We start from the raw sequence: 14,509 nt of genomic DNA, 5'->3' as shown, positions 1-14,509 counted from the left end.
TTACTGAAAAATCTTTCCCGCATTTGGCGACCATGCTATCGAGAACAGTGCAGCGTTACGACGAAAGCTAGTCTCCCCTGTGTCTCCTACATAGCCACGATAGCTATACGAAATACTCAATCCGTGGCCCAAACTATGGTTGTATATGCAGTCGAAATAGATGTCATGATAGGAATTTGTAGTAGTCAGAGTATTGCTACTGACATAGCCTAAATCCAGGCTCAAAGTAGCTGTGGTCACCACTTGCCGCTGATATCCTCCAGATGTGCTTATTAGCCACAGTCCGGGCCCAAGATAGGACGTAGCGGGTTCACGAGCCGCCAATAGGTATATCTGCGATTTATCGGACAGTCTAGTACTAAAAGCTGCGTTGTAGGAAAAACCTTGCTGATTTCCACATGCCGCAGTATCGAGCTGCGGTCCACCGCTTAGCGATAAGGATGTCTTCTCAAGCGCTTGCCACCGGAGGCCGAGCCCACCCCCAAAGCTTGAACAATTGAAAGACCCATAATAGTAGGAGTTCCGCCCATAGGCAAATAGCCCAAGCGTAGATGAGAGGTCTCGATTATAGCTGAGACTAGTAGTTGCAATACTGTTTCTTGAACTGAAGCCAGAGTATTGGTTGAACGAGTTCGCAACGCGAAATTCAATTGAATCCCGCTCAGATTCTTTATAGTGGACTTCCAACCCACCATCAATATATGTTATTGTGCCAGCGTTGGGGATATACGAAGCAGAATTGGGACCCGCTCCAGAAACCTCTCCTACGACTACCGTCTGCTGAGGCGCAAGTAAACGGGTTGAATCTTGTCCGTAACTACCTGTACCCTTTAACTCCCACTTCCAACGCTCGTTTACGTTTCCTAAAATTGCGAAGGACGCCATATGCATTGTCTGATTCGAGTAAACATCGGAACTGTACCCAGTCATCAAGGGTTGATATTGGAGAAGAACCTGCATCTTAGCAGTATTTGCTTGTATCCCTAAATATGGACTTAGCGTGTACACTCCTGACGACATCCCGTTTCCGAGACTGTCGGGATTGCTATCCCATCCACCGGCAACAGTCGCGCCAAGAAGTAGATGCGAGCTCATGGAGCCTTCCATAGAGATCAATCCTGAGCCGTTGAGCGCCGCAGCATATTGCATCTGCTCTTCCTCTCTCCCTTTGGAATCTTGAACAGAATTTTCAGCAACCATACCCGTTACTTCGGCGGGAGATTGGGCGCTTGTGCTTGTCTGATCTTCGCTCGACGTCTGGGCCAAAAGAGATCCCGCAATAAGACCGGTAGATAGCGCGACTATAAGGCGAATACGCTCGAATTTGCTCATGACTTTCCCTATGGGACGACGACCGTATCGCCTGGCTGCAGACTAATATTCTGCCGAGTATCCCCTTGTAAGGCGTTAACATAGTTGAACTTTAGTCGCTGAATCTCCCCTTTCGTTCCTCGAATCACAAATATTCGCTTGCGATTCGCAAACGTGTTTAGTCCTCCTGCCTGAGCAATGAGTTGAAGAATCGTAATCGGTGCAATCAGAGGGTATCCGCCGGGTTTGCCGACCTGCCCCATCACGTAGACTTGCCTGCTCCGGATCTCGACTACACTAACCGTCACCTGAGCACTCACAACATAGGTGGTGAGCCGGGAAGACAGAGACTGCGCCAGTTGATTCGCGGTCATTCCCGCGACATGCACATCTCCCAACAGGGGTAACGACACAAAACCATCCGGACCAACCGTTACCGTTTGCGAAAGATCGGCATTTTTCCAAACATTTACGTGAATCACATCGGCTACACCGAGGGCGAATTGAGATGTCTCGCTGGAAGCCCGCAACTCGACATTCGCTGCCACACTGGGTTGTCTGGCATTTGCCGGCCTTATGGCATCCGGCTCAGTAGCGACGACACTTTGTGCTTGATTGTAGCTCGCCGAAAGACCTAACACTATTAGGGTAGCGAACAACCGAATTGAGCCATAAGGACGCATCTACCGTGGTTTACCCTCGAGTCTGATAAATAGCAAATAGATGGCCAAAGACAAAAGGGCTTTTCAGCGATTTGCCACCATATGGTTGCGAAAATCGGCCCAGAAATGTCGTGGATTCTGCAGTAATTTGCAAAGTGTGCAATTTGTTGTACTACGACCAAGAGCTTGTGTTTCTTCGATCCAGTTTCTTTCAGCTCTATAGCTCCTTTACTCCACGCATGTACCCAACAGACGGATTACCTGCTGGGATGATAGTGGTAGTGGCAGTAATTTTCATTTTTCGCTTTGGTCACCCACGTGCATATTTTCTTCCTGCTGAGGGCGGCGTATGCTCGAAATTCAAGGATGTAGACCGGTTGAAGCCCTTATTGGTGACTCACCGGCGATCCATCGAATTAGCGATCAACTGCAAAAAGCGGCATTGACCGAAGTTCCAGTTCTCATAACGGGTGAGAGCGGCACGGGCAAGGAGCTGGCTGCAAGACTATTACATAATCTGAGTGCACGCCGTTCTCACAGTTTCCTCAAAGTGAGTTGCCCGGCCATCCCGGACCAACTCTTTGAGAGTGAGCTCTTTGGACATGAACCGGGCGCATTTACGGGAGCAACGGGATCGCAAGCCGGTAAATGTGAGCAGGCTGATAAGGGCACACTATTTCTGGACGAGATAGGAGAGCTGAATCTGGCCCTCCAACCTAAACTTTTGCACGCTCTCCAGGACTTCCGGGTCGTGAGGCTGGGAGCAGTGGATGAACGCGCAATCGATATTCGACTAGTCTGCGCGACAAACCGCGATCTTGAGGCTGAAGTAGCCAAAGGTGGATTTCGTACCGATCTGTTCTATCGGATCAATGTGATTAGGGTTCAGATGCCTTCTTTACGCGAGCGCGTCTCTGACATACCCATCCTAATGAACCATTTCGTCAAGATGTATAGTGCGCAGTTCGGAGGAACGCCAGCGCCGCTGCATCTGTCTTTTATGAAATCGCTTGAATCCTATCACTGGCCCGGAAACATTCGAGAGCTTGAGAACATGGCAAAACGATACGTCGTGTTAGGTGGAGATGAACACATTCTTTCTCTAATGAGGGAGCCTGAAGAGCTTCGCCCGCTAGTTCCAGAGGTAATCGATTTGACAACTCCCCTGCGCGTCCAGACAAAGCGTGCGATTCAGCACTTGGAGAGAAAGATTATTTTGGGCGTGCTCGAGGCACATAAATGGAACCGGAGGAAAACTGCACATTCATTGGATATCAGTTATCGCACGCTGTTGTACAAAATCAAGGAAGTTGGACTACCCGTAGTTCAATCTGCGAATCCGCCACAGCATAAGTTGCCATTTCGTGATCTTCAGAAGTTGCCTGGAATTAATGACTTCAGATAACTCTTCCAGATGCAAGTTTGGAAGTCGACATGCTTCTCTCATAAATGTTTACGCAGTCCGTAGATGGATGAGTAGAAAGATTAAAATCAATAAGGCTCTAAAGGTTTTCCTTGGTCATTCAGCCTGTATGTATGTGCAATTTTTTGTATTAGGTTGACACTCCGATGGTTATGTTTACGCAGTCGTGGAGGAAACGTGATAAATTTCGGGATAATTGGTTACGGATATTGGGGACCTAATCTAGTCCGCAATATGTTCGAAGTATCGGAAACTCGCGTGGTTGCAGTCAGCGACATGCGCGAAGAACGGTTGCAGCAATTGAGCAACCGCTATCCCTCTGTTGAAGTGACGACGGACTTTCGCAGGTTACTCAACAACCCCGAGATTGACGCGATTGCGATCGCTACGCCAGTTTCGACCCACTACGATCTGGCCCTACAGGCTCTGCAAAGCGGCAAACATGTCATGGTTGAAAAGCCGATGACCTCTTCTTCTGATCAGGCTCTTCGGTTGATAGACGAAGCCGCACGCCGCAAGTTGACGCTGCTGGTGGATCATACCTTTGTCTATACAGGGGCAGTTCGCAAGATTAAAGACATTGCGGCATCCGGAAAACTAGGTGATATTCTTTACTACGACTCCACTCGTATAAACCTAGGCTTGTTCCAGCGCGATGTCGATGTTATCTGGGACCTCGCAGTCCATGACCTTGCGATTATGGACTACATCCTTCCATCGTCTCCATGTGCCATTGCCGCAACTGGAATCAATCATGTCTTTGGCGGCACGGAAAATCTGGCGTATATCACTATGTTTTTCGAAGAAAATCTGATCGCGCACGTCAATGTCAATTGGCTTTCGCCTGTCAAGGTTCGGCGCACGCTGGTTGGTGGTAGCAAACAGATGATCGTGTACGACGACATGGAGCCAAGCGAAAAGGTCAAGGTTTATGACAAAGGAATTACCGTAAATGGGTCACCTGATTCGCGATATCAAGCACTAGTTGGCTACCGTTCAGGCGATATGTTCGCTCCCCAGTTGGATCTCTCAGAGGCCCTGAAGGTTGAGATAAAGCATTTTGCTGAGTGTATCCAGACTGGAGCTGAGCCAATTACAGGAGGCCAGGCAGGATTGCGAGTTGTCCGCATTCTCGAAAGTGCTTCGCTTTCGATGAAGCAGCGCGGCAAACTAGTACATCTCGCGCCTGACGGGCTCGTGCTGAGTCGCGGAGCTGCTTAAAGATGACTGATCCTCGAATCAATATCGATTTGTGGCCTCTCTACAAAGGCCAAATTGCGCCTGAGACATCGCGTCGCGAGATGTCCGAGTTCAGCCGCATCGCTCCCGATGTAAAGCTAGGTGAGGGTGTGCGTGTCTTTGCATTCGTGAATCTCTATGGATGTTCGATTGGCGAAAACAGCAAAATTGGGACGTTCGTCGAGATCCAGAAGAACGCTGAAATAGGTAGGAACGTAAAGATCTCGAGCCACACGTTCATCTGCGAAGGCGTTCAGATTGAAGACGATGTTTTCGTTGGCCATAATGTTTCGTTCATCAACGACAAGTATCCCCGCGCCACGAACGCCGGTGGTGAACTGCAGACTGAAGCAAACTGGCAGGTTGTTCGGACACTTGTGAAACGTGGTGCATCAATAGGCACAAGTTGCACAATTCTCTGCGGAGTTACTATCGGTGAATTTTCCACAGTAGGCGCTGGCAGTGTCGTTACTCGTGATGTTCCTCCTAATACGACTGTCGCGGGTAATCCTGCTCGCACGCTGAGACAAATGGAGAAAAAATGAAGATCCCTTTTGTGGACCTGAAGTTACTGCACAGCGAAATAAAGGAAGAGCTTCGCGATGTATTTGATCGCGTCCTCAATGAGTCGACCTTTGTGTTGGGACCTGAGGTTCAGAGATTCGAGCAGGAGTTTGCTGCGTATGTCGGAACGACCCACTGCGTGGCAGTGAATACTGGAACTGCTGCCATTCAACTGGCTCTGGCAGCTCTCGGCATCGGATCTGGAGATGAAGTCATTACAGTTCCTCATACCTTTATCGCCACCGCAGAGGCTATTACAGCCGTTGGAGCTCGTCCCGTATTTATAGATATTGACCCTGTTTCCTTCACGATGAATCCTGCGCTGCTCGAAGCAGCTATCTCGAGCAAAACCCGCGCCATCATCCCTGTCCATATCTATGGGCAGGTTGCGGATATGGACCGGATCCTTGAAATATCAAACCTCCATGGTATTCCAGTAGTTGAAGACGCATGCCAGGCTCATGGTGCAGAATATAAAGGCCGTAAAGCAGGTGCATTCGGCATAGCTGGATGCTTCAGCTTTTATCCAGGGAAAAATCTTGGAGCCTGTGGTGAAGGCGGAGCTGTGACTACTGACGATGGTGACCTTGCACAGCGCATTCGGTTATGGCGCGATCACGGATCATCAAAAAGATATGAACATATATTCCCCGGACTCAATATGCGCATGGATGGGCTTCAAGGTGGAATTCTTTCCGTAAAGCTCAAGTATCTCGACCGATGGAATAATCAGCGGCGCCAAGCGGCAGCAGCGTACGACAAAGCATTCGTTGATACCGATATTGAGATACCCAACGAAATGGACTACGGCCATCACGTTTATCATCTTTACGTCGTTCAAACGTCCAATCGCGATGCCCTTCGCCATCAATTGACTGACGCTGGCATTGAATCTGGGCTGCATTATCCGATACCACTTCATCTACAAGAGGCTTACCGTTTTCTTGGCTACAAGGAGGGCGACTTCCCGGTAGCCGAGAGAGTTAAGAATCGTATTCTCTCACTTCCGATGTACCCAGGTATCCGCACGCAAACGATCGAACGGGTCGTATCCGAGCTCCGGGAGAGTTGCCATGTTGGTTGAGCGCGAGACAGCAAAAACCTCGAAGGCCAGAGCTGTGCCTGCGGTGTTCGGAAGCACTAAAATACTCTTTGATCCAGGTTGGGAATGGGACTTCGCTGCGCACTTAAAACAGAATCATTCGCCGCTCGAGCTACTCGCTCTGTACTCCAGATATCGGAGCGAGGAGGGCATCTTTGAAACCCAGCTTCGGCGCATGATCTTTCGTGCAATGTGTCGAACGGCTGGACATAGCCTGCAGATTAGCCCCGAGGTTGTCTTGAAGCATCCCGAGACCATGGAGCTTGGAAATGCCGTGTTCATCGGGCCTCAAACGATGATTCAGGGAAGATTTGACGGAACATGCCGCATCGGCAACCATGTATGGATCGGCCCCCACGCCTACTTCGATGCTCGGGATCTGGTTATTGAGGATTACGTAGGGTGGGGTCCAGGAGCGAAGGTGCTCGGATCCTCCCACACGGGTAAGCCGATAGACGTCCCCATCATTGCGACAGAACTCAGTATCAAGCCGGTAGTCATAGGCTACGGAGCGGATATTGGTACAAATTCCACAATTCTTCCCGGTGTTCATGTGGGTGCTCATTCCATTGTCGGCGCGGGGGCTGTAGTTACTGTCGATGTTCCGGAATATGCAGTCGTAGCGGGAGTACCTGCGCGAGTAATTCGGCATCGTACATAGTAGTCAGTTGAGCAATCGTTCGCGTCAAGTTGGGCAATTATTATGAAGACTGGTGATAAACAGTTAGGGAAGTGGCAGGAGAGCCTGAAATGAATCCTATTCAAGGGGCGAAGATACTCATCACAGGCGGAGCAGGTTTCGTAGGGAGCGCCACTGCAGACCAGCTGCTGAATGCAGGTGCAACTGAAGTGCGCGTATTGGATAACTTTGTCCGTGGAAACTTGAGAAATCTAGAGAGCGCAAAAAGAAAAGGAAACGTGATAATCATTGACGGAGATATACGTGATGCCAATGCGGTAGACGGCGCTATAGATGGTGTCGACTATATTTTTCACCAAGCTGCTCTCCGTATCACCCGCTGTGCCGAAGCGCCGCGTGAAGCTGTCCAGGTTCTCATGGATGGCACCTCAAATGTTTTGGAGAGTGCGGTTCGTCACAAGGTCAAGAAGATCGTGGCAGCGTCCTCAGCCTCTGTCTACGGTAATCCCTCCTATCTTCCAATGGATGAGAGCCACCCATTTAATAATCGGACTCTTTATGGAGCTGGCAAGATAGCTAACGAACAAATGCTTCGGGCTTATTACGAAATGTTTCAGCTGCCTTACGTTGCCTTTCGTTACTTCAATATCTATGGACCGCGTATGGATCTGGACGGTGTCTACACTGAGGTGTTGGTCCGCTGGATGGATGCTATTGAAAACGGCCAATCTCCAAAAATCTTTGGAGATGGCTCACAGTCGATGGATTTCGTGTTTGTAGAGGATGTGGCTCGCGCAAATGTTGCGGGCCTCGTATCCGACGTCACTGACGAGATCTTTAATGTTGGAATGGGTGTTGAAACGACCTTGAATGAATTATGCCATATGCTACTGGAGGTTACCGGATCACACCTCAAGCCGGAGTACCACGAAGCACGAAAAGTAAACAATGTTCAAACACGTCGCGCTGCAATCGAGAAAGCTGAGAAGATGCTAGGCTTCAGAGCACAGACAGATCTCGAAACTGGCCTGAAGACGTTAATCCAGTGGCGCAATGAAACTAGGTTGGAGATGTCAGCTGCCGTAGGAGGTGAAAAGTGAGTGTTCTCTCGACTCCTGTTACGAAGATGATTCCTGTCGCTCGTCCATATATAGGGGCTGAGGAAGAACAGGCCGTTATCGACGTACTGCGCACCGGTTGGGTAACGCAAGGACCTCGCGCCGCCGAATTCGAGGTGAAGTTCTCGGCGTATATTGGTTGCGACTATTCCGTTGCCGTTTCCTCCTGTACTACTGCACTCCATCTTGCACTGCTGGCAAGTGGCATAGGCTCGGGAGACGAGGTTATCTGCCCGAGCCTCTCCTTTATCGCCACTGCTAACTCGATCGCCCACACCGGAGCAACCCCGGTCTTCGGTGACATCGATCTGGAAACTTATAATCTCGATCCCGGTCGGATCGAAGAGGTTATCTCACCGCGCACAAAAGCTATACTTGTAGTTCACCAGGTTGGACTTCCGGCGGACATGGATGGCATTTTAGCCGTAGCTGCCAGGCATAATCTCACCGTGATCGAGGACGCTGCGTGCGCCATCGGCTCCGAGTATAACGGAAGACTGATTGGCCAGCCTCTGGGCACGATGGCATGCTTCAGCTTCCATCCCCGCAAAGTGCTAACAACCGGTGAGGGTGGAATGATCACCACGAGCGACGCTAAACTCGCAGAGAGGCTTCGGCGGCTCAGACAGCACGCCATGAGTTTGTCAGATGTGGTTCGCCATAATGCAATGCAGACCACCACTGAGACATACGATGAAGTCGGCTTCAACTTCCGCATGACAGACATGCAGGCGGCGGTAGGCATTACACAACTTAGCCGTCTGAGCGATTTTCTGCAGCGGCGACGTTACTTGGCCGCGCGTTACACTGAAGCTCTTCAAACGCTTCCATGGTTGCGGATGCCTATGGTCCCCGCTAATTGCCGCCATAACTACCAGTCCTACCTAGTGCGCCTGGTCGGTGCTTTTGCAGCAAGACGCGACGCTGTCATGCAGGAATTGCTGGAGAAAAAGATCTCCACGCGGCGAGCAATCATGGCGATACATCGTGAACCACCCTACCGCTCAGAGCGCTGGGACCACGCTCTACCACAGACTAACCTCGCCACCGATACCGCGCTGATTCTCCCCCTCTTCCACCAAATGACTGAGTCCGAGCAAGACTATATTATCGAGACACTTCAGGCGCTCAGCTCCTAAACGACCCTATTGATAGCAAACCATTGAATCAAGCGCGCTCTAACCGATACATTTCCCAAGAATTACCCCCGCCATCCGCGCCACTATCACTGGAGAACAACGAAGTTCAATCCCGTCACATTCCCCGAGTTGACCGTTGTCGCTTTGCTCAAAGGAGTAAATGTAAGACCGGATTTGCTAGGCGTAACAGTATACGATCCATTCGTCACACCCGTAAATGTAAAGGCTCCCGACGAGTTCGCAGTCACAGAAGCTGTTGCCGCTCCCGTCAACTTCACCGTCGCACCCGATCCGTGGGTAATCGTGCCGCTGATCGTATAGGTTTGAGCTGCAGAGCTGAAGTTCGCTGTAGCATTCGCTCCATTAACTGTGACTGCCTGACTTGCCGGCGTAAAGACATAGCCAGTTTTAGTAGACGTCACAGTGTACGTGCCGTTCACTACGCCGGATAACATATACGCGCCGGAACTATTCGTCGTCGTAGTAGCCGTCCCTTCTCCAGTCAGTTTCACCGTCGCGCTATTACCTCCAGCTCCACTGATCGTGCCAGTGATCGCATAGGTCGGTGCTGAGTTAAAGTTTGCGGTCTTGTTCGCTCCGCTTACGGTGACTGCCTGATTCGCTGGAGTCAATACATATCCAGCTTTGATGGGTGTTACCGTGTACGAGCCATTCACAACGGTGAAGCTATAGACACCGGAGGCACTTGCTGTCGTGGTAGCTGATGAGGTTCCGGTGAGACTGACTGTTGCTGCATTGCCTCCAGCTCCACTGATCGTGCCAGTGATCGTATAGGTCACCGCTGAGCTGAAATTTGCGGTCTTATTCGCTCCGCTCACCGTAACTCCTTGGCTCGTTGGAGTGAACGCGTATCCAGCTTTTGTGGGCGTTACCATGTACGAGCCGTTTCTAACGGAGAAGCTATAAACACCGGAGCTATTGGCGGTCACTGCAGCTGTCGCTGCTCCCGTCAACGTCACTGTAGCTCCCGACCCACCAGCACCGCTGATCGTGCCAGAGAGCGTGAATGCTTGCGCTGAGGTGAAGTTTACGGTCGCATTTGCTCCGCCAACCGTGACTGCCTGACTTGTCGGCGTAAAGACATAGCCGGTCTTGGCCGGTGTCAGTGTGTACGATCCATTTGCTAAACCGGAGAAAGTGTAACCGCCGGAAGCATTCGCTGTAGTGGTAGCTGTTGCTGCTCCACTTAAACTCACAGTCGCTCCATTGCCCGCTGCCCCGCTGATCGTGCCAGTAATTGCATATGTCGGTATTACCGAAGTGAAGTTCGCAGCCGCATTTGCTCCACTAATCGTGACTACTTGGCTTGCAGGTGTAAAGACGTAGCCAGTCTTGGTCGGTGTCAGCGTGTACGATCCATTTGCTAAGCCAGAGAAAGTGTAGAAGCCGGAAGCATTCGCAGTAATGGTAGCTGTTGCTGCTCCACTTAGACTCACAGTTGCTCCATTACCTCCTGTCCCACTGATCGTACCGGAGATGGTATAAGTCTGAGGAGTAGCAGTAAAAGCAGGAACGGTAACATTGCTCCCGTTCACCATCACACTCTGACTTGTCGGGGAAAATACATATCCGGTGTTGCTGGGTACAACCGTGTAACTACCACTGGTCAATCCGCTAAAGCTGAAATTGCCAGATGCGTCTCCTGTGGTGCTAGCCGTCACTGCCCCACTTAAGTTTACCGTTGCACCAGCACCACCGGCTCCGTTAATAGTGCCCGAGATAGTGTATGTCGGCACATATATGACATCGACCCAGTAATTCGCGGCGCTAAAACTGCTAATCGGAAATCCGCTACTAGGGCCGTAGAGGTAGACTCCGTCCGAGCCGTCAACCCCATTGGCTAACGCGTGCAGCGGAGGAGTATCCACTCCTGCACTTGCAAAAAAACTCGAGTCGCCTGAGTAATTACCCTCTGGCGCGAAGTACGAAGCAACGTAAGTCGTGTTCGCCGCGATCGCAACCGGATTGGTGAAGAAGACCTGCTGCCATCCGGAGCTTCCCTCATTGGTGAAGGTCGCAGTTGCAAGCAACGTTCCCGTACTCGACCAGAGATTCCCTTTGTGAGTTCCGACATTCGCCGCACTCTTGTAAAATCTTATTCCCACTATATATCCACTGGAGTCGGAGCGAAATTTGACTCCAACTTCGATACTTTTATTATCCGCGGCATCAATAACGGAGGGCATTGCTGCAGGCTGCCATATTGTGTCGCATGGGCAATTTTGTGGCACGGCAAAGCTCGCGCCGAGGACATTCGCTCCTGCGACCGTGGCGGCAAGAGTTGTCGGAGTAAAGACCAGGCCAGTCTTGGCAGGGATTATGGTGTAAGACCCGCTCGTTACGCCGGAAAAACTGTAATTTCCGGAAGTATCAGCTGTAGTTGTAGCATTGGCCGCCCCCGTCAGACTCACTGTCGCTCCTGCGCCTCCGCTGATCGTGCCAGTAATCGAGTAAGTGATAGCGGTGGCGGTGAAGTTTACTGCCCCCACATTCGCTCCATTGACAGTGATGTTCTGGTTGATGGGGCTGACAGTAAATCCCACAGCGCTTGGCGTTACCGTATACGTGCCGTTTGGCACCGCAGGAAAACTGTAATTTCCGGAGGTATCCGTGGTGGCAGTTGCCGTAGATGTCCCCACCAAAGATACTGTGATCCCAGGTCCTCCAGCGATCGTGCCCGAAACAACATAAGTCAATGGTCCGGTGGTAAAGTTGACAGCGAGATTGTGTGCTCCACTAATGGTAATCGTTTGACTTCCAGGACTGAAGACATAGCCAGATTTGCTTGGCGTCGCCGTGTAAGTCCCATCGGCAAGGCCGCCGAAGCTATAGTTTCCAAACAAGTCTGAAGTGGCGGTCGCAGTTGCCATACCGTTCAGAGCAATTGTCGCTTCCGCGGCACCAGCGCCAGTAATTATCCCTCCAAGGCTGTGCGTCATTGTCGTCGCGTAGATCACGTCCACCCAGTAGTTACTGGCGTTAAAGCTACCCACTGGTAACACACTAGCCGACGACTGCGAGAAGACGCCGTTCTGACCATTCACTCCATTTGCCAACGCGTGCAAAGGTGCGCTATCAACGCCCGCAGTGGCAAAGAACGACTGGTCATCTGAGTAGTGCCCCGATGGAGCAAAGTAGGAGGCGATATACGCAGTATTTGCGCTAACCGGTACAGGATTTTCGAATAGTACCTGTTGCCATCCCGAAACACTCTCATTTACAAACGCGGCTTGCGAGAGCGGATTTATGTTTCCCGTAGTAGACCAGAGATTACCGATGTGAACGCCGGTATTCGCAACTGCCTTATAAAAGCGTACTCCGAGAATGTAGCCATCAGAGTCTGCGCGGAACTTAACTCCAAGCTCGTATGATAAGGGATCAGCTGCATCAACCGTTCCAGGTTGTGTTGAAGGCTGCCAAATTGTATTGCATGGGCAGATTTGCGGCACGACAAAGTTAACACCCGTGACGTTAGCTGCAGCTATTGACACAACTTGGTTGCCGGGAACGAAGGCAGCGCCCGCGAGGTTTGGAGTGATCGAATAAGAACCAGTGTAGATGCCATTGAAGATATAGTTTCCGGAACCATCCGCGGTGGTCGTTGCACTGCTCGTCCCGCTCAACGTTACGGTGGCTCCTGCTCCACCCGTAATAGTTCCACTAATGCTGTATGCCTGGGCGCCAGTGTACAAAATATCTACCCAATAATTGGTTGATGAGTAGGTGTTGGTAGGAAAAGCACCGCTCTGGCTTGTGGTGTAAAGATACAGCCCATTTGGACCATCGACGCCATTTGCCAATGCGTGAAGCGGTGGGCTGTTCACTCCCGCCGTTGCAAAATAGTTCGTATCTGCGGAGTAGTGCCCTGAAGGTGCGTAATAGGATGCGATATAGGGAGTGTTTGCCGACACCTGGATAGGCGTGGAGAAGGCTACTTGCTGCCACCCGGATGCCGTTTCGCCAGTAAACGTTGCGCTACCTAGCAGAACACCAGAGCTAGTCCACACATGTCCGATGTGGTTACCCACGTTTGTACTTGCTTTGTAGAACCTTAGCGCGGTGACAAAGCCAGGACCATCAGCTGTAAACGTAACGCCAACTTCGATCGGAGTGGCGTCGTTACTATCAATCAACGCTGGTGTTGCCGATGGCTGCCAAATCGAGCTGCAATTACAAGCCTGTCCCTGGAAATTTACACCAGCGGCACTTGTCCCCGTTAGAACCACGGACTGTAGGCCTGGACTAAAGATATAACCGGTCTCAGAAGGCGTAACATTGTAAGAACCGTTCAATAGCCCACCAAACGAATAATTCCCAGATGCATCTGCCGTTGTTGTGGCCCAAGCACTTCCACCGAGGTTCACAGTCGCTCCCGCGCCACCAGTGATTGTTCCTGAGACACTCAATGGATTGGTCACGACAGCCGTAAAGTTGACACCAGTTACCACAGCGCCATTGATGGTCACTGACTGACTTGAAGGAGTGAAGGTGACACCTGGATTGCTCGCAGAGATACTGTAGCTTCCGTTAGCCACACCATTGAAACTGTAATTACCAGACGCGTCCGCTGTCGTCGTTAGCGTCTCTGTCCCAGCCAGGCTCAGCGTTGCTCCAAGGCCTCCAAACCCACTTATCGTCCCACTTATGTTGTAAGTATTGGAAGAAGTGTAGACGACATCTACCCAATAATTTGTCGAAAGAGAACTAGACGTGGGGAAACCACCCGCGGTATTAGAAGGCGGATAGACATAGACTCCGTTTTGACCGTCAACCCCGCTTGCTAGAGCATGCAGAGGAGGATTATCTGCACCAGATTGTTCAAAATAATTTGAGTCATTCGAGTAGTGTCCTACTGGCGCAAAATAGGAAACAATATAGGTTGTATTCGCAAGCACCGAAATCGGGGATGCGAAATTGACCTGCTGCCAGCCAGAGCTGCTCTCGCTGGTAAAAGTAGCGGTTCCCAGTATTGTTCCTGCGCTGGACCAGACGTGACCTATATGGGTACCCGTATTTGCTGCTGCTTTATAGAAACGGGCGCCTATGACGGAGCCGTCTGCATCCGCACGGAATTTGACACCCAATTCAACGGCATTGCTGTCACCGCTATCTACGGTTCCAGGAACGTACGAGGAGTTCCAAATACTACAAGGGCAGGTCTGCGGGAGTACATTGACGGTGACCCCACTATTTGGGCTTTCCAGGTTGGCGCTGTCATCCACCGCTCGGCTCAAGAGCGTCGTCGAGGAGTTCACAACAGTCGGCGTCCACAGGTAGCTCCAACTGGAGC

At 51.0% G+C, this 14,509-nt stretch carries 10 protein-coding genes; 7 read left to right on the top strand and 3 right to left on the bottom strand.

The window, feature by feature from the left end; genetic code table 11:
• Nucleotides 1–1,332 carry a hypothetical protein gene (locus tag GSQ82_RS08360; RefSeq protein WP_158791826.1) on the bottom strand — a complete coding sequence of 444 codons (1,332 nt, stop codon included), beginning with the start codon at nucleotides 1,330–1,332 and terminating at the stop codon, nucleotides 1–3.
• 8 nt (nucleotides 1,333–1,340) lie between these two features.
• Nucleotides 1,341–1,859, bottom strand: coding sequence for a polysaccharide biosynthesis/export family protein (locus GSQ82_RS08355; RefSeq protein ID WP_158791825.1), 519 nt, complete (start codon nucleotides 1,857–1,859; stop codon nucleotides 1,341–1,343).
• 463 nt (nucleotides 1,860–2,322) lie between these two features.
• Here GSQ82_RS08355 and GSQ82_RS08350 point away from each other — a divergent pair, with 463 nt between their 5' ends.
• The 7 genes from GSQ82_RS08350 to GSQ82_RS08320 all read left to right on the top strand — a co-directional run bounded on the left by GSQ82_RS08350 (nucleotide 2,323) and on the right by GSQ82_RS08320 (nucleotide 9,198).
• The gene (locus GSQ82_RS08350; RefSeq protein WP_158791824.1) at nucleotides 2,323–3,378 is read left to right on the top strand and encodes a sigma-54-dependent Fis family transcriptional regulator; all 1,056 of its coding nucleotides are present in this window, start codon (nucleotides 2,323–2,325) and stop codon (nucleotides 3,376–3,378) included.
• A gap of 195 nt (nucleotides 3,379–3,573) precedes the next feature.
• On the top strand, nucleotides 3,574–4,617 hold the full coding sequence (locus tag GSQ82_RS08345; RefSeq protein WP_158791823.1) for a Gfo/Idh/MocA family protein: 1,044 nt from the start codon (nucleotides 3,574–3,576) through the stop codon (nucleotides 4,615–4,617).
• A 2-nt stretch (nucleotides 4,618–4,619) separates the two neighbouring features.
• On the top strand, nucleotides 4,620–5,180 hold the full coding sequence (locus GSQ82_RS08340) for an acyltransferase (RefSeq protein ID WP_305794665.1): 561 nt from the start codon (nucleotides 4,620–4,622) through the stop codon (nucleotides 5,178–5,180).
• Complete coding sequence (locus tag GSQ82_RS08335; RefSeq protein ID WP_158791822.1) at nucleotides 5,177–6,283, top strand: DegT/DnrJ/EryC1/StrS aminotransferase family protein; 1,107 nt, start codon at nucleotides 5,177–5,179, stop codon at nucleotides 6,281–6,283. The genes GSQ82_RS08340 and GSQ82_RS08335 overlap by 4 nt, the downstream gene beginning before the upstream one ends.
• On the top strand, nucleotides 6,273–6,962 hold the full coding sequence (locus GSQ82_RS08330) for an acyltransferase (RefSeq protein WP_158791821.1): 690 nt from the start codon (nucleotides 6,273–6,275) through the stop codon (nucleotides 6,960–6,962). The genes GSQ82_RS08335 and GSQ82_RS08330 overlap by 11 nt, the downstream gene beginning before the upstream one ends.
• Before the next feature lie 89 nt (nucleotides 6,963–7,051).
• Nucleotides 7,052–8,041 carry an NAD-dependent epimerase/dehydratase family protein gene (locus tag GSQ82_RS08325; protein ID WP_216847046.1) on the top strand — a complete coding sequence of 330 codons (990 nt, stop codon included), beginning with the start codon at nucleotides 7,052–7,054 and terminating at the stop codon, nucleotides 8,039–8,041.
• Nucleotides 8,038–9,198 carry a DegT/DnrJ/EryC1/StrS aminotransferase family protein gene (locus tag GSQ82_RS08320; RefSeq protein ID WP_254061508.1) on the top strand — a complete coding sequence of 387 codons (1,161 nt, stop codon included), beginning with the start codon at nucleotides 8,038–8,040 and terminating at the stop codon, nucleotides 9,196–9,198. Before GSQ82_RS08325 ends, GSQ82_RS08320 begins: the two co-directional genes overlap by 4 nt.
• 86 nt (nucleotides 9,199–9,284) lie before the next feature.
• Here GSQ82_RS08320 and GSQ82_RS08315 read toward each other — a convergent pair whose 3' ends face one another.
• The gene (locus tag GSQ82_RS08315) at nucleotides 9,285–14,441 is read right to left on the bottom strand and encodes a DUF4082 domain-containing protein (RefSeq protein ID WP_371417190.1); all 5,157 of its coding nucleotides are present in this window, start codon (nucleotides 14,439–14,441) and stop codon (nucleotides 9,285–9,287) included.
• Between the last annotated feature and the right edge of the window lie 68 nt (nucleotides 14,442–14,509).

It is taken from the genome of Granulicella sp. L60 (assembly GCF_009765825.1).
Taxonomy (GTDB): Bacteria; Acidobacteriota; Terriglobia; order Terriglobales; family Acidobacteriaceae; genus Edaphobacter.
Note: the sequence above shows the minus strand (reverse complement) of the source record. Positions and strands in the feature narration are given on the sequence as shown.